17 protein-coding genes, 2 tRNA genes and 1 pseudogene are annotated in these 20,295 nt (G+C 68.3%); 5 read left to right on the top strand and 15 right to left on the bottom strand.

Features of this window, described 5'->3' with window-relative positions; all coding sequences use genetic code 11:
• Positions 1 to 1,060 precede the first annotated feature (1,060 nt).
• Positions 1,061 to 2,071: an Lrp/AsnC family transcriptional regulator gene (locus AB8998_RS10540; protein ID WP_369737889.1), complete on the bottom strand. Its 1,011-nt coding sequence runs from the start codon at positions 2,069 to 2,071 to the stop codon at positions 1,061 to 1,063.
• 99 nt (positions 2,072 to 2,170) lie between these two features.
• Between AB8998_RS10540 and AB8998_RS10535 the strand changes: the two genes are divergently transcribed.
• Together AB8998_RS10535 and AB8998_RS10530 are read left to right on the top strand one after the other, a co-directional pair.
• Positions 2,171 to 2,920 (top strand): SDR family oxidoreductase, encoded by a 750-nt coding sequence (locus tag AB8998_RS10535; protein ID WP_369737888.1) that lies wholly within the window; start codon positions 2,171 to 2,173, stop codon positions 2,918 to 2,920.
• A 14-nt stretch (positions 2,921 to 2,934) separates the two neighbouring features.
• Complete coding sequence (locus AB8998_RS10530; RefSeq protein ID WP_369737886.1) at positions 2,935 to 3,792, top strand: LLM class flavin-dependent oxidoreductase; 858 nt, start codon at positions 2,935 to 2,937, stop codon at positions 3,790 to 3,792.
• An 80-nt stretch (positions 3,793 to 3,872) separates the two neighbouring features.
• On the opposite strand, the gene mobA is transcribed toward AB8998_RS10530, so the two are convergent.
• The 9 genes from mobA to AB8998_RS10485 form a co-directional block, all read right to left on the bottom strand.
• Positions 3,873 to 4,481, bottom strand: coding sequence for a molybdenum cofactor guanylyltransferase (gene mobA / locus AB8998_RS10525; RefSeq protein ID WP_369737885.1), 609 nt, complete (start codon positions 4,479 to 4,481; stop codon positions 3,873 to 3,875).
• A 2-nt stretch (positions 4,482 to 4,483) separates the two neighbouring features.
• Positions 4,484 to 5,575 carry a 2-oxoacid:ferredoxin oxidoreductase subunit beta gene (locus AB8998_RS10520; protein ID WP_369737883.1) on the bottom strand — a complete coding sequence of 364 codons (1,092 nt, stop codon included), beginning with the start codon at positions 5,573 to 5,575 and terminating at the stop codon, positions 4,484 to 4,486.
• Between the two features lie 72 nt (positions 5,576 to 5,647).
• Positions 5,648 to 7,609: a 2-oxoacid:acceptor oxidoreductase subunit alpha gene (locus tag AB8998_RS10515; protein WP_369741512.1), complete on the bottom strand. Its 1,962-nt coding sequence runs from the start codon at positions 7,607 to 7,609 to the stop codon at positions 5,648 to 5,650.
• Positions 7,610 to 7,840: 231 nt separating this feature from the next.
• Positions 7,841 to 9,127: an MFS transporter gene (locus AB8998_RS10510; RefSeq protein ID WP_369737882.1), complete on the bottom strand. Its 1,287-nt coding sequence runs from the start codon at positions 9,125 to 9,127 to the stop codon at positions 7,841 to 7,843.
• Between the two features lie 42 nt (positions 9,128 to 9,169).
• Positions 9,170 to 10,450, bottom strand: coding sequence for an ATP-dependent Clp protease ATP-binding subunit ClpX (clpX, locus tag AB8998_RS10505; protein ID WP_369737881.1), 1,281 nt, complete (start codon positions 10,448 to 10,450; stop codon positions 9,170 to 9,172).
• Between the two features lie 387 nt (positions 10,451 to 10,837).
• Positions 10,838 to 11,473, bottom strand: a complete 636-nt coding sequence (gene clpP2, locus AB8998_RS10500; protein WP_369737880.1) for an ATP-dependent CLP protease proteolytic subunit ClpP2 — start codon at positions 11,471 to 11,473, stop codon at positions 10,838 to 10,840.
• The gene (gene clpP1 / locus AB8998_RS10495) at positions 11,470 to 12,057 is read right to left on the bottom strand and encodes an ATP-dependent CLP protease proteolytic subunit ClpP1 (RefSeq protein WP_369741511.1); all 588 of its coding nucleotides are present in this window, start codon (positions 12,055 to 12,057) and stop codon (positions 11,470 to 11,472) included. The genes clpP2 and clpP1 overlap by 4 nt, the downstream gene beginning before the upstream one ends.
• 128 nt (positions 12,058 to 12,185) lie before the next feature.
• Positions 12,186 to 13,604, bottom strand: coding sequence for a trigger factor (tig, locus tag AB8998_RS10490; protein WP_369737879.1), 1,419 nt, complete (start codon positions 13,602 to 13,604; stop codon positions 12,186 to 12,188).
• Between the two features lie 93 nt (positions 13,605 to 13,697).
• Positions 13,698 to 13,774, bottom strand: a tRNA-Pro gene (locus AB8998_RS10485).
• Positions 13,775 to 13,906: 132 nt separating this feature from the next.
• Between AB8998_RS10485 and AB8998_RS10480 the strand changes: the two genes are divergently transcribed.
• Both AB8998_RS10480 and AB8998_RS10475 read left to right on the top strand, forming a co-directional pair.
• Positions 13,907 to 13,977: transfer RNA gene (locus tag AB8998_RS10480), tRNA-Gly, on the top strand.
• Between the two features lie 32 nt (positions 13,978 to 14,009).
• Entirely contained in the window at positions 14,010 to 15,209 is a 1,200-nt protein-coding gene (locus AB8998_RS10475) for a serine hydrolase domain-containing protein (protein WP_369737878.1), read from the top strand.
• 9 nt (positions 15,210 to 15,218) lie between these two features.
• On the opposite strand, the gene AB8998_RS10470 is transcribed toward AB8998_RS10475, so the two are convergent.
• The 5 genes and pseudogenes from AB8998_RS10470 to AB8998_RS10455 form a co-directional block, all read right to left on the bottom strand.
• On the bottom strand, positions 15,219 to 15,350 hold the full coding sequence (locus AB8998_RS10470) for a hypothetical protein (RefSeq protein WP_369737877.1): 132 nt from the start codon (positions 15,348 to 15,350) through the stop codon (positions 15,219 to 15,221).
• Between the two features lie 52 nt (positions 15,351 to 15,402).
• A pseudogene (locus AB8998_RS31680) lies at positions 15,403 to 15,567 on the bottom strand (Mtp family mycobacterial-type pilin); the annotation flags it as partial.
• A 48-nt stretch (positions 15,568 to 15,615) separates the two neighbouring features.
• The gene (locus AB8998_RS10465; RefSeq protein WP_369737876.1) at positions 15,616 to 16,428 is read right to left on the bottom strand and encodes an Fpg/Nei family DNA glycosylase; all 813 of its coding nucleotides are present in this window, start codon (positions 16,426 to 16,428) and stop codon (positions 15,616 to 15,618) included.
• Between the two features lie 9 nt (positions 16,429 to 16,437).
• Positions 16,438 to 16,917: a ribose-5-phosphate isomerase gene (locus tag AB8998_RS10460; RefSeq protein ID WP_369737875.1), complete on the bottom strand. Its 480-nt coding sequence runs from the start codon at positions 16,915 to 16,917 to the stop codon at positions 16,438 to 16,440.
• A gap of 42 nt (positions 16,918 to 16,959) precedes the next feature.
• On the bottom strand, positions 16,960 to 17,583 hold the full coding sequence (locus AB8998_RS10455) for a mycothiol-dependent nitroreductase Rv2466c family protein (protein ID WP_369737874.1): 624 nt from the start codon (positions 17,581 to 17,583) through the stop codon (positions 16,960 to 16,962).
• Positions 17,584 to 17,689: 106 nt separating this feature from the next.
• Between AB8998_RS10455 and pepN the strand changes: the two genes are divergently transcribed.
• A complete protein-coding gene (gene pepN / locus AB8998_RS10450) occupies positions 17,690 to 20,293 on the top strand; it encodes an aminopeptidase N (RefSeq protein ID WP_369737873.1) in 2,604 nt (867 codons plus the stop codon).
• The last annotated feature ends 2 nt before the right edge of the window (positions 20,294 to 20,295 follow it).

Raw genomic sequence — 20,295 nt, 5'->3', positions numbered from 1 at the left:
TGGGCTTGGGTGCCATGTCTGTGCGGAAGTGGCTCTCTGGGGCGTGCCGTCTCGTTTCGGCCCGACAGCGGGGGTTCGCAACTGCCAGGCGGACTGTCAGCCGCCGGCCGGGGCGGCTCGCGCCGCTCCCACCCCCCGCTCACACGCGGGGCCGTGGATTCAGTTTTCGTTTGCCCGTCTCGGGCCAACAGGGACGCTACGAGAACCGCCCATGTTTTTCATCTTCAGGAAATGGATATCTCATTCCTATAACGAACCGATCACAGAGCGGTCGGAGAAATATTTCCGCAGGTCAAGCTTGGATTTCGCGCTCCCGTCATCCGCCGTACACTGCGGGGCGAGAGTGACCCTAATCACGCGTAAATTGTGACTCAGGCCACGGTGTCGGACGTTTGGCACCGCACGTTACGGCGGCGGGACCGCGATCCGGCACTGCAGTCACCCCCAGCCGGACCACATCGCGCGACCGGATCGACGCAGCATCAGCAAATCGCCTCCACAACTGAATCTTTCGCTGCGACGTATTGCCAAAGGCTGAAACCACATCCGAATCGGGCAGCCGAATTATGTTCCTGGGCAACGCTTTCAGAGCAGATTTTTTCGGGCTCGCTGCGCGATCGCCCGACCACGCGGCGTTCCCGACGAGGGCGAGTCGCGAAAAACAGCGCCGCGCTGCCGGTGGCCCCCGTTTTGCCGTAAATCCGTGGACCGCTTGCGGGAGCCGCACGTAACGGCCCCGCCAGACCAATCAAGCTCTCCCCCAATCGCCGTCGCGCCAACGGACTACGATATGGGCGCGGCCCGGCAGGTTATTGTCGTTCCAATGGATTTCCGAAGATAATGGCACCCACCGCAGCCCGAACGGATTGCTGCCGGAATGATAATGCGAATTCGCTGGACGCCAATAAACCGGGAAAGATGCGAAGTGCCGGCGAGCGATGATCGAAGCGCCGCGGGTGAATGGGCCCCGGCCCGCGGCCGACCGCGCGGCCGAGGGGGTCCCCGATGTGGCAGAAGACGGTCCATAACGACCAATTGCGCCGCCGCCGAGACGAGTCGCTCAGCGCGAGGTGCGGGCCGGGCGGGGGTTGAGCAGCCTGCCGTGGGCCACCAGCGATCCGTGTTGCTTGAGGCGCTGAGTGCGGATGTTGACCTCGTAGCCGAGGATCGCCTCGATCTGCCCGAGTTGCTCGCTGAGGTATCGGTACAGATCGTCGGTGTCTCGACAGATGGCGATCGCCATCAGGTTCTTGGTCCCGCTGACGGCGCCGGCGAAGGCGATGCGGTCGTGTGCCGCGATCAGCTCGCCGACGCGGTGTAGGTCGCGGGGGGCCACCGTCAGCCAGAGCATGGCGCTGAGCTGGTGGCCGAGCCGCTCGGGCAGCACGTCGACGTCGTAGATCAGCGCGCCGCAGGCTTCCAGCGCCGCGATCCGCCTGCCCACTCGCGAGACCGACCAACCAGTGCGTGCGGCAAGCCGCGACTGCGGTGTGCGGCCGTCTTCGGCAAGCGCCTCGAGGATGTGGCGGTCGTCTGCGGTGGGCGAGAACCGCTGAACGCAGGACACCGGGCCGGTCCGCTCGGCCAGGATCTCTTCGGCTTGCCGGTCGGACAGCGTGTGCCCATAGCCGGTCCACGGCGCGGTTGCGGGGTGGCCGAACGAATGCAGCAGCAGATCGATGGTGATGTCGGTGACCGAAGTTGTTCGTGGCAGTAGCCGGGGCAGGAGGTCCTCGCGCGTATCGCCCAGCGGCGCCCGGACGACGCAGACCAGGTCGGTCCATCCGGCCAGCACGTTGGCGTGAGACACGTCTCGGCGGCGCACCAGCGCGTCGGCCAGCTGCGATATACGGTCGGGTGCGGCGCGCATGCGGCACACCCAGCTCGCTTCGCCGTCCGCCCACCGGTTCTCCAATCCGACAACGCGCACCACGCCGTCGCGGCGCAGCCGGTGATAGCGCCGGGCGACCGTTTGCTCAGTGGCCTCGACCACGGCGGCGATCCGGCGGAACGAAACCCGGGGGGCCAACTGAAGAGCATGCAGGATCTGCGCGTCCAGATCGTCGATCACGAGGAAAAGTATCCATCCCGATTGGCTCAGACGAGGACTTCTGCATGATTCGACCGCAGCGGTCGTGGTTTCGGCGCTACCGCTGTCAGCCTGGACTTCATGAACCTGACGGGCAACACCATCCTGATCACCGGCGGCGGCAGCGGAATCGGCCGCGGCCTGGCCGAAGCGTTGCATCGAGCGGGCAACCGGGTGGTGATCGCCGGGCGCCGTCGCGAGGCGCTGCGGGCCGTCGCCGAGGCGAACCCGGGTATCGAATACCTCCGGCTGGACCTGGCGGAGCCGGATGGCATCGGCCGGTTGGCCGCCGAACTGCCCGGCCGCCACCCCGGCCTGAATGTCCTGGTCAACAACGCAGGCATCATGCAGACCGAGGACCTGGTGGCCGGCGATCCCGCCCTGGCCGAGATCGCCGACATGACTGTGGCTGTCAACCTGCTGGGGCCGATGCGGCTCACCGCGGCACTACTACCGACCCTGCTCGGGCAGCCGCACGCCGCGATCGTCAACGTCACCTCCGCTCTGGCGTTCGTGCCCAAAGCGGTCGCGCCGACCTACTCGGCGACCAAGGCGGGCCTGCACGCCTACACCCAGTCGCTGCGTCGCCAACTGCGCCACACCCCGGTCCAGGTGATCGAGATCATCCCGCCGCAGGTCGAAACCGACATGCTCGCCGGCCACCCGAGCGGTCCCCACGCGATGTCGCTGGATGCCTTTGTCGTCGAGGCGATGTCGCTGCTGCGCAGCCAACCCGACGCCGGCGAGATCGTGGTGGAAGCCGCCAGACGGGTGCGATTCGCCGCCCGCGACGGCCACTACGACGACGTCTTCGATGCGGTGAACCCCTGAAAGGAACGATCCCCATGCACATCGGAATAGGACTGCCCAGCCATGTAGCGCACGTGCCCGGCCCGCTGACCGCCCGGTGGGCCCGCCGAGCCGAGCAGCGCGGCTTCGCCCACTTGGCCGCGATCGACCGGCTGGTCTATGAAAGCCTCGACTCGATCGTCGCGCTGTCGGTGGCCGCTGGCGCGACCACCGAGATCGGCTTGATGACCAACGTGCTGCTGGCGCCGCTGTACCCCGCGGTACTGCTCGCCAAGCACGTCACCAGCCTGGCCGACGCGTCCGGCGGCCGGCTCACCCTTGGCCTGGGCATCGGTAGCCGCCCCGACGACTACACCGCGGCCGGCGTGGACTATCGGCGGCGGGGACGCATCCTCGACCAGACCGTCGCCGTGCTGCGCGACACCTGTGACGCCAAAACCGTTACGGGCGACAAGGCGCTCGGCCCTGCGCCGGTGCGGATTCCGATCCTGTTCGGTGGACGCGCGGACGCGACGATCCGCCGCGCCGTGACGATCGGTGACGGCTGGACCGCCGGAGCGCTGCGTGACTACGCCAACCAATCGGTGCTCGCCGACCGGGTACGTGCGGCGTGGAGGGAGGCGGATCGCCCGGGACGCCCCCGGCTCCAGGCCAGCGTCAACTTCGCCTTCGGTGACGCCGGCACCGTCGCGTCCGGTCGTGCCCACCTGCAGCGCTACTACGGCTTCAAGCCGGACTACGCCAGGCTCAACGTCGCCGACATGCTCACCTCACTGCGGGATGCGGCGCAGACCGTGGTCGCCTACCGCGACCTGGGCTTCGACGGGCTCGTGTTCCATCCGTGCGTGGCCGATATCGACCAGATCGACCGCCTGGCCGACGCGGTGCTGTGATGCCAACTTGTTTACGACCACCCGGACAAGGTGTGGCGGCGTGGATCAAACGGGCGCGGCGGCGGCCGGTGTCGGGGTTGCTAGGCCAAGGCCCGCAGGTCGGCGTCCGTGTTGACGTTGGTCAGCGACCGCGCATCCACCATCACCACCCGCTGGGCGTCCGAGGCATCGACCAGGGCGCTCATCCTGCGGGCACCGCCGGCCACCAGCGCGTCAGCCCGGTCGGCCAGGTTAGTCCGGTACACGGCCGCGAGGTAGTGGTCCTGTCCGTCCCACGGCAGCACCACCTCGGCGTTGGTCTCGGTGGCACGGCGGACGAGATCGTCGATGAGGTCGACGGCCAGCAGGGGCATGTCGACGGCGCACACGAAGGCCAGCCGGGCGCCCGCATCCGCCGCCGCGCGCAGTCCGCGCGCAGTCGCCGGCAAGGGTCCCAGGCCGCGGAGTTCGTCGCGCACGATGTGAGCCCGCAGCGCGGGCAACGGCTGGCCCTGCGCGGCCATGACGAACACCGGCTCGCAGCGCTGTCCGATGACGCCGACGACGTGCTCGATCATGGTGGGCGCGCCGGAGGCCCCCGCGCCCGCCGGGACGGGCAGGTTGGCCTTGTCGCGGCCCATGCGCTGCGATGCCCCGCCGGCGAGTACCACCCCGGCAAGCGACACTGCGTCCGGCATCCGCTCTGCCACCTCTACTCGACGGTCCAGGTGTCGCGCCCGCGCAGCAGCGACTGCAGCGCGACGCGGTCGGACGGGGTCGCGTCCCGGGCGGCGCGGACCTGCGCCCGGGCCGCGTCGTCGTAGGTGGGCCGGCTGATGTCGCGGAAGATGCCCAGCACGGTGTGGTCGAGGTTCTGGTCGGACAGCCGCGACAGGGCGAAGGCGTACGCGGAGTCGTCGGCGTGCGCGTCGTGCACGACGATCTCCTCAGCCGCCACGTCGGCGGTCTTGGCGACGTCGAGGCCGAATCCCGACCGCACCACGCAGTATTCGCCGTTCGCGCCGAACACGATCGGCTCGCCGTGGTGGACGTTGATCACCCGCTCCTCGGCGCCCTCCTTGCGCAGCGCGTCGAACGAACCGTCGTTGAAGATCGGGCAGTCCTGCAGGATTTCGACCACGGCGGCGCCGCGGTGCTCGGCGGCGGCGCGCAGCACCTCGGTCAGCCCGGTGCGGTCGGAGTCCAGCGCGCGACCGACGAAAGTCGCCTCGGCACCCAGCGCCAGGGACACCGGGTTGAACGGCTGGTCCAGCGATCCCATCGGGGTCGACTTGGTGATCTTGCCGACCTCGGAGGTGGGCGAATACTGGCCCTTCGTCAGCCCGTAGATCCGGTTGTTGAACAGCAGAATGGTGATGTTGACGTTGCGGCGCAGCGCATGGATCAGGTGGTTCCCGCCGATCGACAACGCGTCGCCGTCCCCGGTGACCACCCACACCGAGAGATCCTCGCGGGCGAGTGCCAGACCCGTGGCGATGGCCGGCGCGCGCCCGTGAATCGAGTGGAAGCCGTAGGTTTCCAGGTAGTACGGGAACCGGCTGGAGCAGCCGATGCCGCTGATGAACACGATGTTCTCGCGACGCAGCCCGAGGTCCGGTAGGAAGTTGCGGATGGTGTTGAGGATGACGTAGTCACCACAGCCCGGACACCACCGGACTTCCTGGTCGCTGGTGTAGTCCTTGGCCTTTTGCGGCTGATCAGTGGTGGGCACGCCCGTGTTCTTGGTCGGCCTCGGCGTCACCCCGAGGTCCGCGCCTACCAGATTGTCGATCACGTCAGTCACGAGCGCCGCTCCTCCTCATCGCTTCGCTCTGCATCGTCTCATCGCTTCGCTCTGCATCGTGCCCGGCGCGGGTCATGCGCTCGCTCCCGCCCCAACCGTCGCCGCCGCCATTCTGGCGACCATCGTCTTGTCTTGCTCGATCTCGGCCAACGTTCCACCCAGCGCGGCGTTGATGAGCCGACTCACCTCGTCGGCCAGGAACGCGACGCCCTGAACCTTGGTGACCGACTGCACGTCCACCAGATACTTGCCGCGCAGTACCAACGCCAGCTGGCCCAAGTTCATTTCCGGCGCCACCACCTTCGGGTAGCGCCGCAGCACCTCGCCCAGGTTCGCCGGGAACGGGCTGAGGTAGCGCAGGTGGGCGTGGGCGACCTTGACGCCCCTGCGCCGCGCGCGCCGGCAGGCTTCCCCGATCGGGCCGTAGGAACTGCCCCACCCGATCAGCAGCAACTCCGCGTCGCCGGTCGGATCGTCGACCTCGAGGTCGGGCACGGAGATCCCGTCGATCTTGGCCTGGCGCAACCGGACCATCAGGTCGTGGTTGACCGGCTCGTAGGAGATGTTGCCCGAACCGTTCGCCGCCTCCAGACCGCCGATGCGGTGCTCCAGGCCGGGGGTGCCCGGAATGGCGAACTGGCGAGCGAGCGTCTCGGGGTCGCGAGCGTAGGGCTGGAAGGGCTCGCCGGCCTTGGCGTAGGTGTGCGTGATCGGTTGCAGCTCGTCGACGTCGGGAATCCGCCAGGGCTCCGAGCCGTTGGCGATCGCGCCGTCGGACAGCACGATCACCGGCGTGTGGTAGGAAACCGCGATGCGCACCGCCTCGAGCGCCGTCGCAAAGCAGTCGGACGGAGTCCGCGGGGCGAGTACCGCCACCGGCGACTCTCCGTTGCGGCCGTACAACGCCTGCAGCAGGTCGGCCTGCTCGGTCTTGGTCGGCAGGCCGGTGGAGGGACCGCCCCGCTGCACGTCGACGACGATCAGCGGGAGTTCGGTCATCACGGCGAGGCCGAGCGCCTCCGACTTCAGCGAGAGGCCCGGTCCGGACGTGCTGGTGACCCCGAGCGCACCGCCGTAGGCGGCGCCGATCGCCGCGCAGATGCCGCCGATCTCGTCTTCGGCCTGGAAGGTGACGACGTCGAAGTTCTTGTGCTTGGACAGCTCGTGCAGGATGTCCGACGCCGGCGTGATCGGGTAGCTGCCGAGCACGACGGGGATGTCGGCCAGCCGTCCCGCGGTGACGATGCCGTAGGCCAGCGCGGTGTTACCCGAGATCTGGCGGTATTCGCCGGCCGGCAGGCTCGCCCGGGAAACCTCGTAGGTGGTGCCGAAGGCCTCGGTGGTCTCGCCGTAGTTCCAGCCGGCCTTCAGGGCCAGCACGTTGGCCTCCGCCACATCGGGCTTGCGGACGAACTTCTCCCGGATGAAGTTTTCGCTGGCCTGGATCGGACGCCCGTACATCCACGACAGCAGGCCCAGCGCGAACATGTTCTTGGCGCGCTGGCCGTCCTTCTTGGAGGCCCCGATCGTCTCGACGGCACCGAGGGTCAGCGTCGTCATCGGAACGGGATGCACCACGTATTCGGACAACTCGCCGGACTCGAGCGGGTTGCTGACGTAGCCCACCTTGGTGAGGTTGCGCTTGGTGAACTCGTCGGTATTGACGATCACCATGCCGCCGCGCGGCAGGTCGCCGATGTTGGCCTTGAGCGCCGCCGGGTTCATCGCGACCAGGACGTCGGGCCGGTCACCGGCGGTCAGGATGTCGTGATCGGCGATCTGGATCTGGAAGGAGGACACTCCGGGCAGGGTGCCTGCGGGGGCCCGGATCTCGGCCGGGTAGTTCGGCTGGGTGGCCAGGTCGTTGCCGAATAGCGCGGCTTCCGAGGTGAATCGGTCGCCGGTCAGCTGCATCCCGTCGCCGGAGTCGCCGGCGAACCGGATGACGACCTGCTCCAGACGCTGGCGGTCACTCCCAGGCTGAGACGCCGCGCCATGAGAATCTGATCCGGCTCCGCTGCCGTTCGGATCCACGTCCACGCCTCCCATTTGTTAACCGGACAGGCACTCCGCCGCAGCCATAGGTTACGCGCAGTCGGAGCGATTACCGCGTGCTCGCGCTTTTATGTCACTCGTAGTACCAATTATGGCACCGGATTTCAGCCCGCATGACCGTGTTCGACGACTTCGTCGGGTCCGTTTCCCCACGAAAAGCCCTAGTACGCGGGGCATTGCAATGCCGGCTTGACAAAACTGTGGTATTGGTCACGTACGCCGGGTAAAGCCACGCGCACCACTGCCGAAAGCCTTATTCGGGACGCCGGATTCGGTGGGCGCCGTTTCGGGCATCGCGACCAGATACAGCACAAAGCCCGCGGCGGCGAGAGCACCGAGGGAGGCGAAGGCCGCGGGATAGCCCGCCGCCACCACGATCGACCCGGCGGCCAGATTCGACACCGCGGCCCCGATCCCCGTCGCGGCCGTCACCGCGCCCAAACTGACGTTGAACCGGCCGGTGCCGTGCGTCACGTCCTGGACGACGAGCGGAAACAGCGCACCGAACACGCCGGCTCCCACACCGTCGAGCATTTGCACGCCGACCAGCCAATAGGAGTTGTCCGACACCGTGTAGAGAAAGCCCCGGACGGCCAGGACCGCGAAACCTGCCAAGAAGATCGGCTTGCGCCCCCACGAGTCGGCCTTCGCCCCGGCCACGTAGGCCACCGGAACCATGACGACCTGCGCGGCCACGATGCAGACCGCCATCAGTGCGGTCCCGACGTCTTTGTTGTGCAGCGCCAGGAGCTGGCCGACCAACGGGAGCATGGCGGCGTTGGCGAAATGGAAGGCGATCACCGTCGCGGCGAAGATCATCAGCCTGCGGTTGTGCAGCAGCACAGTCATCCCGGACGGCCGCTGGTGCGGCTCTCCGCGCGCGTGGTCCATGCCGCGGGCGACGTCGTGATCGATCGCGTCGCCCGGAATCCGCAGCGTGGCCGCCACACTTCCGACGGCGACCGCCGCGAGCACCCAGAACGCTGCGGCCGGTCCGAAGAAGTAGGCCAGCCCGCCGGTAACGGCTGCGGCCGAAGCGTTTCCGGCGTGGTTGAAGGATTCGTTGCGTCCGATGCGCCGGGAGAACAAGCGTGGACCGGTGATGCCCAGGGTGATCGCGGCCAGCCCCGGCGCGAAGAGGGAGCCGGCGAGCCCGGTGAGCACCTGCAGCGCTGAGATCGGGTACAGACCCGGGAAGAACGGCATCGCCAACGATCCGGCGGTGACGGTCAGCGCGCCGCCGACGAGCAGCGCCCGCTTGGCCGTCGTCCGGTCCACCCACGCACCGGCCGGCGCCTGCGCGACGATCGCCGAGATACCCCCGACCGCCATGACGAGCCCGATCGACGCCTGGTCCCAGTGGTGGGTCAGCAACAGGTAGATCGAGAGGTACGGGCCCAGCCCGTCGCGGACATCGGCCAGCAGGAAGTTCAGTAGGTCCAGCGCCTGCGCCAGCGGACCCGGAACCTGGTCGACCGAATCACCATCGTCGGGCACGCGCGCTTACAGCCTCACGGGTGCGCCGCCCGGTGGATCAGATCAGGCGCTCTTGTCGCGGCGCTCGCTGCGCGACGGCTTGCGCGGCACGATCGTCGGCAGCACGTTGTCCTGCACGGTCTCCTTGGTCACCACGACCTTGGCGACGTCGTCACGACTCGGGATGTCGTACATGACCGGCAGCAGGACCTCTTCCATGATGGCCCGCAGGCCCCGGGCACCGGTGCCGCGGTGGATCGCCTGGTCGGCGATCGCTTCCAGCGCGTCGTCGGTGAGCTCCAGTTCCACGTTGTCCATCTCGAAGAGCCGGGTGTACTGCTTGACCAATGCGTTCTTCGGCTCGGACAGGATCTTGACCAGCGACTCGCGGTCCAGGTTGGTCACCGAGGCGACCACCGGCAGCCGCCCGATGAACTCCGGGATCAGGCCGAACTTGATCAAGTCCTCGGGCATCACTTCGGCGAAGTGGTCGGTGGTGTCGATCTCGGCCTTGGAACGGACCTCGGCGCCGAAGCCCAGACCGCGCTTGCCGACCCGCTCGTAGATGATCTTCTCCAGCCCGGCGAACGCACCCGCAACGATGAACAGCACGTTGGTGGTGTCGATCTGGATGAACTCCTGGTGCGGGTGCTTGCGGCCACCCTGCGGGGGAACCGACGCCTGGGTGCCCTCGAGGATCTTCAGCAGCGCCTGTTGCACGCCCTCACCGGAGACGTCGCGGGTGATCGACGGGTTCTCGCTCTTGCGGGCGATCTTGTCGACCTCATCGATATAGATGATGCCGGTTTCGGCGCGCTTGACGTCGTAGTCGGCGGCCTGGATCAGCTTGAGCAGAATGTTCTCGACGTCCTCACCGACGTAGCCGGCCTCGGTCAGCGCGGTGGCGTCGGCGATGGCGAACGGGACGTTGAGCATCTTGGCCAGCGTTTGGGCCAGGTAGGTCTTGCCGCAGCCGGTGGGTCCCAGCATCAAGATGTTGGACTTGGTCAGCTCGACCGGCTCCACCCGCGAGTCGCGGCTCTTCTCGCCGGCCTGGATCCGCTTGTAGTGGTTATAGACCGCAACGGCCAAAGTCCGCTTGGCGGTGTCCTGGCCGACGACGTATCCCTCGAGGAAGTCGCGGATCTCGGCCGGCTTGGGCAGTTCGTCGAGCTTGACGTCGTCGGCGTCGGCGAGCTCCTCTTCGATGATCTCGTTGCACAGGTCGATGCACTCATCACAGATGTACACGCCGGGACCAGCAATGAGTTTCTTGACCTGCTTTTGGCTCTTCCCGCAGAACGAGCACTTCAGCAGGTCACCGCCGTCTCCGATGCGCGCCATGGGCTAAAGGCCTACTTCCTGTTCGCCGTTCGTCTTGCTGTCCCGCATGTAATCCCCGACGCTACCCGCTTGCTCGGGCCTGCCGCGACAATTACCGCCGAATCGCGTCAGTGGTATTCAAGTCGTGTCCGCCTGAAAGGAACATATAGGCAAACGGGGCCCTCCACTGCCGAGACGCGCAGCGCATGCCTTGGCGTGTCGCGGTCGTTACCCGACCGTGGCTCGGGCACGTACCGAACCCTGGGTGCGGGTAGCCACCACCCTACAGCGACCATGCGGCGGCCGGCGGTGTAAAAACCCGGCGCCGCCGCCAAGGCGGGCGTGTTGGGGCCGCGAAAACCCCGCCGTCGGTGCAGGTTCGGCGCAGGGGGTAACCGCCGACCGGAACTACGAGTTCTGCGCGGAGAGCTTCCGGTACTCGAGGACGGTGTCGATGATCCCGTAGTCCTTGGCGTCTTCGGCGGTCAGGATCTTGTCCCGGTCGGTGTCCTTGCGGATCACCGCGGGGTCCTTGCCGGTGTGGCGGGCCAGCGTGGTCTCCATCAGCGTGCGCATCCGCTCGATCTCGGCGGCCTGGATCTCCAGGTCGGAGAACTGGCCCTGGATCACACCCTGAAGCGACGGCTGGTGGATCAGCACCCGCGCGTTGGGCAGCGCCATCCGCTTGCCGGGCGTCCCCGCCGCCAGCAGCACCGCCGCGGCCGACGCGGCCTGGCCCAGGCAGACCGTCTGGATGTCGGCGCGCACGTACTGCATGGTGTCGTAGATCGCCATCAGCGAGGTGAACCCGCCGCCGGGTGAGTTGATGTACATCGTGATGTCGCGGTCGGGGTCCAGCGATTCCAGCACCAGCAGCTGCGCCATGATGTCGTTCGCCGACGCGTCGTCCACCTGCACGCCGAGGAAGATGATGCGCTCCTCGAACAACTTGTTGTAGGGGTTGGACTCCTTGACACCGAAGCTGGAGTGCTCGATGAACGACGGCAGGATGTACCGCGCCTGAGGTTGGGTCTGAGGGTTCACTGGGCTTCTCCGTTGACGTGGGCGGCGCGGGTGATGATGTGGTCGACGAAACCGTATTCGAGGGCTTCCTGAGCGGTGAACCAGCGGTCCCGGTCGGAGTCCGCCTCGATCCGCTCGATCGGCTGCCCGGTGAACTCGGCGTTCAGCCGGAACATCTCCTTCTTGATGACGTGGAACTGCTCGGCCTGGATGGCGATGTCGGCCGCGCTGCCGGTCACCCCGCCCAGCGGCTGGTGCATCAGGATCCGGGCGTGCGGCAGCGCGTAGCGCTTGCCCTTGGTGCCCGCCGCCAACAGGAACTCGCCCATCGAGGCGGCCATGCCCATCGCGTAGGTGGCGATGTCACAGGGCGCCAGGACCATGGTGTCGTAGATCGCCATCCCCGCGCTGATCGATCCGCCCGGGGAGTTGATGTACAGCGAGATGTCCTTCGTGGCGTCCTCGGCGGCGAGCAGCAGGATCTGCGCGCACAGCCGGTTGGCGATTTCGTCGTTCACCTCCGAACCCAGGAAAATGATGCGCTCGGACAGCAAGCGCTCATAGACCGAGTCCGTGAGGTTGAGACCCTGCGAGTTCGAACGCATGTCAGTCACGACTGGGTTACCTGCTTTCTCGAGTTACGTATGATCCGACCCTAACCAACGGAGCCCGCCGCGTGGCGGCCGCGCGCCCCCTCAACCGGGCACGTTCGCTCAGAGCGTCATGCGCCGGGTCATTCCTGCGCGTCGGCGACGACCACCGGCTCGGCCTCCGGGCCCGCTTCGCCGGCGGCCTCGGCCGGCTCGCCGTCCCCGGCCTCGTCGCCCCGCGGGCGCTTGCCGAAGAAGTCGCTGGTGTCGATCGTGTTGCCGTCGGTGTCGGTGACCGTCGCGGCCTCGACCACCGCGGCGACGGCCAGACCGCGCCGCACGTCGGCGAACATGGCCGGCAGCTGGTTGTTCTCCTGCATGTAGGCGAGCAGTTGCTGGGGCTCGATGCCGTACTGGCGGGACGTGGCGACCAGCCGTTCGGTCAGGTCGTCCTGACCAACCTGAATCTCCAGGTCGTCGGCCAGCGTATCCAGCAGCAGCTGCCGTTTGACGTCCTTCTCCGCGGCCTCGCGAGCCTCGGCCTCGAACTCGTCGCGCGACTTGCCCTGCTGGGCGAGGGCCTCGGCGAGCTTGGCGTCGTCGTGGCCGAGGCTGCTCAGCGCGTTGTGCACGGCGCTCTCGTACTGGGACTGCACGACCGCCTCCGGCAGCGGCACGTCGACCTGCTCGAGGAGCGCGTCCATCGTCGCGTCGCGAATCTGCTCGGCCTGCTGGGCCCGCTTGGCCCGCTGGACCTGCTCGCGCAGATTCGAACGCAGCTCCTCGATGGTGTCGAACTCGCTGGCCAGCTGCGCGAACTCGTCGTCGGGCTCGGGCAGTTCGCGTTGCTTGACCGACCGCACGGTGACGGTGACCTGGGCGTCCTGCCCGGCGTGCTCGCCGGCGGCCAGCTTGGCGGTGAATTCCCGGGACTCGTCGACGGACAGGCCCACCAGCGCGTCGTCGAGTCCGGCGATGAGCCGGCCCGAGCCCACCTCGTGGGAGAGGCCCTCCGCGGTGGCGTTCGGAACCTCTTCGCCGTCGACGGTGGCCGACAGGTCGATCGAGACGAAGTCGCCCGTGGCCACCGGCCGGTCCACACCGGTGAGGGTGCCGAACCGGGCCCGCAACGACTGCAGTTCGGCGTCGACGTCGTCGTCGCCGACCTCGACCGGGTCCACGGACACCGTCAGCGAACTCAGGTCCGGAAGGGTGATCTCGGGCCGGACGTCGACCTCGGCGGTGAAGGTCAGATCCTGGCCGTATTCCTTCCGGGTGACCTCGATGTCGGGCTGGCCGAGCGGCTGCACCTCCGACTCCATGACGGCCTGTCCGTACCGGGCGGGCAGCGCCTCGCTGACCACCTGATCGAGCATCGCCTCCCGTCCGAAACGGGCCTCGAGCAACTTCGCCGGCGCCTTGCCGGGCCGGAAGCCGGGCAGCCTTATCTGCTTGGCCAGCTCCTTGTAAGCCCGCTGGAAGTCGGGCTCGAGTTCTGTGAAAGGCACCTGCACGTTGATGCGCACCCGGGTGGGGCTCAACTGCTCGACGCTGCTCTTCACGGGTGTGCTCCTCGGTGTTTGTTTCTGGCTGTCGGTGGCTCGCTGATGGTGGCTTGGCGTGCCGGCGCAGCTGCGGCACGGGGCCGGTCGCGCTGGTCGGGGTGACAGGATTTGAACCTGCGGCCTTCCGCTCCCAAAGCGGATGCGCTACCAAGCTGCGCTACACCCCGCACTGACCAGGCGATCCTACGGCCCGACCGTGCCGGCTGCGCAGCCGCCCACAGCCTCACGGAACGATCACAAAACCGCGTCGATTAGATTTGATCTCGGCGGGCGGATACAGTCTCGCTCGACTAAAACATGCGGGCGTAGCTCAATGGTAGAGCCCTAGTCTTCCAAACTAGCTACGCGGGTTCGATTCCCGTCGCCCGCTCGGGCTAAGTATCTGCTCGATAGAAAGGCGCCATGAACGACGCCGGAACAGACACTGCCATCCACGGCTTCTGCGCGCCGGACTTCGTCCGGGTGCGCGAGGCGTTCGCACGCAACTTCGCGTCGCGCAACGAGGTCGGCGCGGCCGTCGCGGCCTGGGTGGACGGCGACCTCGTCGTCAACCTGTGGGGCGGCTCGGCCGACGCGGCCGGCACCCGGCCCTGGCGGCAGGACACCCTGACCACCGTGCTGTCGGGCACCAAGGGTCTGTCGGCGACCTGCGTCCACCAACTGGCCGACCGCGGCGAGCTGGACCTGCAGGCCCCGGTGGCGCGCTACTGGCCCGAGTTCGGGCAAGCCGGCAAACAGGACATCACGCTGGCGATGGTGATGAGCCACCGCTCCGGGGTGATCGGTCCGCGTCACCCGATGCTCTGGGAGGAAGTCGCCGACTGGGATCACGTCTGCGAGCAACTGGCCGCCGCCGAACCCTGGTGGGAACCGGGCACCGCCCAGGGCTACCACATGACCACCTTCGGTTTCATCCTCGGCGAGGTGTTCCGCCGGGTCACCGGCCGCACCATCGGCCAGTATCTGCGCACCGAGATCGCCGAGCCGATCGGCGCCGACGTCCACATCGGCCTGTCCCCGGCCGAGCAGCGCCGGTGCGCCGAGCGCGTCAACAAGCCGCACGCGCGCAACCTGCTGGCCGACGCCCACGCCCCGGGCTACCCGACCAGTCTCGTCGAGCACCCCAAGGCCGGGTTGTCGGTCTCGATGGGCTTCGTCCCGGACGACGAACTGGGCTCACACGATTTGCAGCTGTGGCGACAACTCGAGTTCCCCGGCACCAACGGTCAGGTCTCGGCGCTGGGACTGGCGACCTTCTACAACGCGCTGGCCCAGGAGAAACTGCTCAGCCACGAGCACATGGACCTGGTCCGGGTCTGCCAGGGCGGCGCCGACACCGATCTGGTGCTCGGGCCGCGCGTCGCCGACCACGGGTGGGGCCTGGGCTACATGCTCAACCAGCGCCGCGTCAACGGGCCCAACCCGGGGATCTTCGGCCACGGCGGGCTGGGCGGGTCATTCGGTTTCGTCGACCTCGAGCACCGCATCGGCTACGCCTATGTGATGAACCGTTTCGACGCCACCAAGGCCAACGCCGATCCGCGCAGCGTGTCCCTCAGCAACGAGGTGTACGCGGCTCTGGGGGTCGGGCTACCGGCCTAGCGGCCGGCGTCAGCGTTCGTCAGTGCGGGCCACCGGGACCACCCGGGCCACCGGGACCGGCCGGGCCACCCGGACCACCGGGTCCGGCCGGACCACCCGGACCACCGGGGCCACCGGGGCCGCCGGGACCGCCCGGTCCACCGGGTCCGGGGTACGGGTTGGGACCGGGTCCGCGCCAGTTGTCGTGGCAGTTGGCGCCGTCCCAGTTCGGTCCCCAGCCCGGGTCCCAGTAGTCCCCCGGGCACCATTGCGGGAAAGGTCCCGGCTGCGCGTGCGCCTCCGCGGTGATCCCCAGGCCCGCCAACCCGAGGCCGCCGATCGCGACGGCCGCTGCAGCGAATTGTGAAATTTTGTTCACGAGAGCCTGAGTACCCCGCGACCCGGCCACGCAAACGTACGGCGTCGTTCACGTCTGGCAGGTCGGGCACCAGAACACGTTGCGGCCCTCGAGTACGGCGGTGCGGACCGGTTCCCCGCACACCCGGCACGGCTCCCCGGCGCGGCGGTACACGTAGGTCCGGGGCCGTCCGGGCCGGTACGACGGTGCGCCGCGGTCGTGTTCGCGACGCACCACGACGATCTTGCCGCGCGACAACCCGACCTTCATCAGCGCCACCAGATCGGTCCACGCCTCCCCGAACTCCGCCTCGCCGACGTCACGGCCGGGCCGGAACGGGTCGATGCCGTGGCGGAACAGCAACTCGCTGCGGTAGACGTTGCCCACGCCGGCGATGACGGTCTGGTCCATCAACAGCGCACCGATCGGCCTGCGGGACTTGGCAATTCGCACCCAAGCCCACGATAAGTCAGCGTCGCCGCGCAACGGGTCGGGCCCGAGCTTGGCTACGACGTCGGCGACCTGACCCTCGTCGATCACCTCGCACACCGTCGGGCCGCGCAGGTCGGTGCCGAAATCGGCGCCCACCATGCGCATCCGCACCTGTCCGACCGCTTCCGGGAGTGCATCGTCGGGACCCGCGGGCACCGGCCATTCGGTGAACGTGCCGTACAGCCCGAGATGCACGTGCACGATCGGGCCGCCGGCGTAGTGGTGGAACAGGTGCTTGCCCCAGGCGTCGGCGCGTCGCAACACCCGGCCGTGCACCAGGGCCGCCGAGTCGGCGAAGCGGCCTTGCGGGCTCGACACCGCGACCGGCGCCCGGCCGAAACGCCGCTGGTGCAGCCGGGCCAGCCGGTGCAGCGTATGCCCTTCGGGCACCCGCGGCGCTCAGGCCCCGGCGCCGGGCACCGGCGGCGCCTGGTGGGTACGTTCGTATTCGCTGAGGATGTCGATACGCCGTTGGTGGCGTTCGGCTTTCGACCACGGCGTGCTGACGAAGGCGTCCACCATGGCCAGCGCCTCCGCCTCGGTGTGCATGCGGCCGCCGATGCCGATCAGCTGCGCGTTGTTGTGTTCGCGCGCCAGCTTGGCGATTTCGACGTTCCACGCCAGCGCGCAGCGGGCCCCGGGGACCTTGTTCGCCGCGATCTGCTCGCCGTTGCCCGATCCGCCCAACACGATGCCCAGACTCTCGGGGTCGGCGACCGTGCGCGTTGCGGCGGCGATGCAGAACGCCGGGTAGTCGTCCTCGGCGTCGTAGCCGTACGCGCCGCAGTCGATCGGCTCGTGGCCGGATTGCTCGAGGTGCTCGATGATTTTCTGCTTGAGCTCGAATCCGGCGTGGTCAGAACCGAGGTAGACGCGCATGCCCGACATTGTGCCCGACCCGGTCGCGCCACCCCCCGGGGGCTAGTCGAACTCGGGCTTCTCGGTGCGGGTCCGCTTGAGCTCGAAAAAGTGGGGGTAGGCGCTGAAGGTGACCGAGGCGTCCCACAGCTTGCCGGCTTCCGCGCCGCGCGGAATTCGCGAGAGCACCGGCCCGAAGAACGCCACGCCGTCGACGTGGATGGTGGGCGTGCCGACGTCGTCACCGACCGCGTCCATCCCGGCATGGTGGCTCTTGCGCAGGGCTTCGTCGTAGGCGTCGCTGTCCGCGGCCTCGGCGAGTTCGGCCGGCAGGCCGGCATCGGCGAGCGACGCCTTGATGACCTCGGGCAGGTCCTTGTTGTCCTCGTTGTGGATCCGGGTGCCCATCGCCGTGTACAGCGGACCCAGCACGCCGGTACCATGGGCCTGCTCGGCGGCGATCGCCACCCGCACCGGGCCCCACGCGTGCTTCATCATCTCGCGGTAGTTGTCGGAGAGCCCTTCGCGGTTCTCGTTGAGGATCGCCAGGCTCATCACACGGAAGTTCACGGTGATGTCGCGAACCTTCTCGACCTCGAGGATCCAGCGGGAGGTGATCCACGCCCACGGGCACAACGGGTCGAACCAGAAGTCGGCCTGGGATTTGACGGGGGCCTCTGCGGGCATGGCGCAGTCCTCTCCTCGAAAGCGGATGACGCTGGCGAACACCGTCCAGCACAACCGTAGTCGCCGCGGGTGTGTTCCCGTCCCCTCCTGCACGTAAGTTGGACGCGTGGCCCTTCCCAATCTCACCCGGGACCAGGCGGTCGAACGTGCCGCGTTGATCACCGTCGACAGCTACCAGATCAGCCTCGACCTCACCGACGGCTCCGGCGCGCCCGGCGACCGCGCTTTCCGGTCCACCACCACCGTGGTGTTCGACGCGCTCACCGGCGCCGACACCGTCCTCGACATCGCCGCCGACACGATCCGCAGCGCCACCCTCAACGGTCGCGACCTCGACGTGTCCGGCTATGACGAGTCGACCGGCATCCCGCTGCGCGGGCTGGCCGACCGCAACGTGGTCGTCGTCGACGCCGACTGCCGCTACTCCAACACCGGCGAGGGACTGCACCGGTTCGTCGACCCGGTGGACGACGAGACCTACCTGTATTCGCAATTCGAAACCGCCGACGCCAAACGCATGTTCGCCTGCTTCGACCAGCCGGACCTCAAGGCGACGTTCGACCTTAAAGTGACCGCGCCCAAGCACTGGAAGGTCGTCTCCAACGGCGCGACCGTATCGGTTGACGAGACGGACGGGGCCGGCGTGCACACCTTCGCCACCACCCCCCGGATGAGCACCTACCTGGTGGCCCTGATCGCCGGCCCCTACGCCGAATGGACGGACCGCTACACCGACGAACACGGCGAGATCCCGCTGGGCATCTACTGCCGCGCCTCGCTGGCGCAGTACATGGACGCCGAGCGGTTGTTCACCCAGACCAAGCAGGGATTCGGCTTCTACCACAAGAACTTCGGCATGCCCTACGCCTTCGGCAAGTACGACCAGCTGTTCGTGCCCGAATTCAATGCCGGCGCAATGGAAAACGCCGGCGCGGTGACGTTCCTCGAGGACTACGTGTTCCGCAGCAAGGTCACCCGCGCCTCCTACGAGCGGCGCGCCGAGACGGTGTTGCACGAGATGGCGCACATGTGGTTCGGCGACCTGGTGACCATGACGTGGTGGGACGACCTGTGGCTCAACGAGTCGTTCGCGACGTTCGCCTCGGTGCTGTGCCAGGCCGAGGCCACCGAGTTCACCGAGGCCTGGACGACGTTCGCCACCGTCGAGAAGTCGTGGGCCTACCGCCAGGACCAGTTGCCCTCGACGCACCCGATCGCCGCCGAGATCCCCGACCTGGCCGCCGTGGAGGTCAACTTCGACGGCATCACCTACGCCAAGGGCGCGTCGGTGCTCAAGCAGCTGGTGGCCTACGTGGGGCTGGAGCACTTCCTGGCCGGACTGCGCGACTACTTCCGCGCCCACGCGTTCGGCAACGCCACGTTCGGCGACCTGATCTCCGCGCTGGAGCAGGCTTCCGGCCGGGACTTGTCGGACTGGGGACGGCAGTGGCTGAAAACCACCGGCCTGAACACGCTGCGGCCGGAGTTCGACGTCGACGGCCCGGGCGCTGAGGGCAGGTTCACCCGGTTCGCGGTCACGCAGAGCGGCGCCGCGCCGGGCGCCGGGGAGACCCGGGTGCACCGGCTGGCGATCGGCATCTACGACGAAGACCGGTCCGGCAAGCTGGTCCGGGTGCACCGGGAGGAACTCGACGTCGAGGGTCCGCAGACGGAGGTGCCCGCGCTGGTGGGTGTTTCGCGCGGCAAGCTCGTCCTGGTCAACGACGACGACCTGACGTACTGCTCGCTGCGCCTCGATGCCGAGTCACTTCGCACCGCGCTGGAGCGGATCGCCGACATCGCCGAACCGCTGCCCCGCTCGCTGGTGTGGTCGGCGGCGTGGGAGATGACGCGCGAGGCCGAGATGCGGGCGCGGGACTTCGTGGCGCTGGTGTCCGGCGGGGTGCAGGCCGAGACCGAGGTCGGCGTCGCGCAGCGGCTGCTGATGCAGGCGCAGACGGCGCTGGCCTCCTATGCCGAGCCGGGCTGGGCGCGCGAACGGGGCTGGCCGGCGTTCGCCGACCGGCTGCTGGAGCTGGCGCGCGGCGCAGCGTCCGGCTCCGACCACCAGCTCGCGTTCGTCAACACGCTGTGCTCCTCGGTGCTGTCGACCCGCCACGTCGAGACGCTGACCGCCCTGCTCGACGGGGATCCGGCCGAGCAGGGTCTGGCCGGCCTGGAGATCGACACCGACCTGCGCTGGCGCATCGTCACCGCGCTGGCCACCGCCGGCGCGATCGACGCCGACGGGCCCGCGACCCCGTTCATCGATGCCGAGGCCCGGCGCGACGCGACGGCCGCCGGCCGGCGGAACGCCGCCCAGGCCGCGGCGGCTCGGCCGCAGCCGCGGGTCAAGGAGGAGGCCTGGACCAAGGTGGTCGAGGACGACACCCTGGCCAACATCACGGCCCGGTCGATGATCGCCGGCATCGCGGCGCCCGGACAGGGCGAGCTGCTCGAACCGTTCGCGGCGCGCTACTTCGAGGCGATCCCCGGGGTGTGGGCGCGCCGCTCCAGCGAGGTCGCCCAGACCGTGGTGATCGGCCTGTACCCGCACTGGGACATCAGCGACGCCGGTATCGCCGCCGCCGACGAGTTCCTGCGCGCCCCGGAGTCGGAGGTGCCGCCAGCCCTGCGCAGGCTGGTGCTGGAAGGCCAGGCCGGGGTCAAGCGGGCCCTGAAGGCCCGCAAACTCGACGCGGCCGGCTGAGG

This window comes from Mycobacterium sp. HUMS_12744610, from assembly GCF_041206865.1.
Taxonomy (GTDB): domain Bacteria; phylum Actinomycetota; class Actinomycetes; order Mycobacteriales; family Mycobacteriaceae; genus Mycobacterium; species Mycobacterium servetii.
The sequence above is the reverse complement of the archived record's forward strand: the minus strand, read 5'-3'. Positions and strand labels throughout refer to the sequence as shown.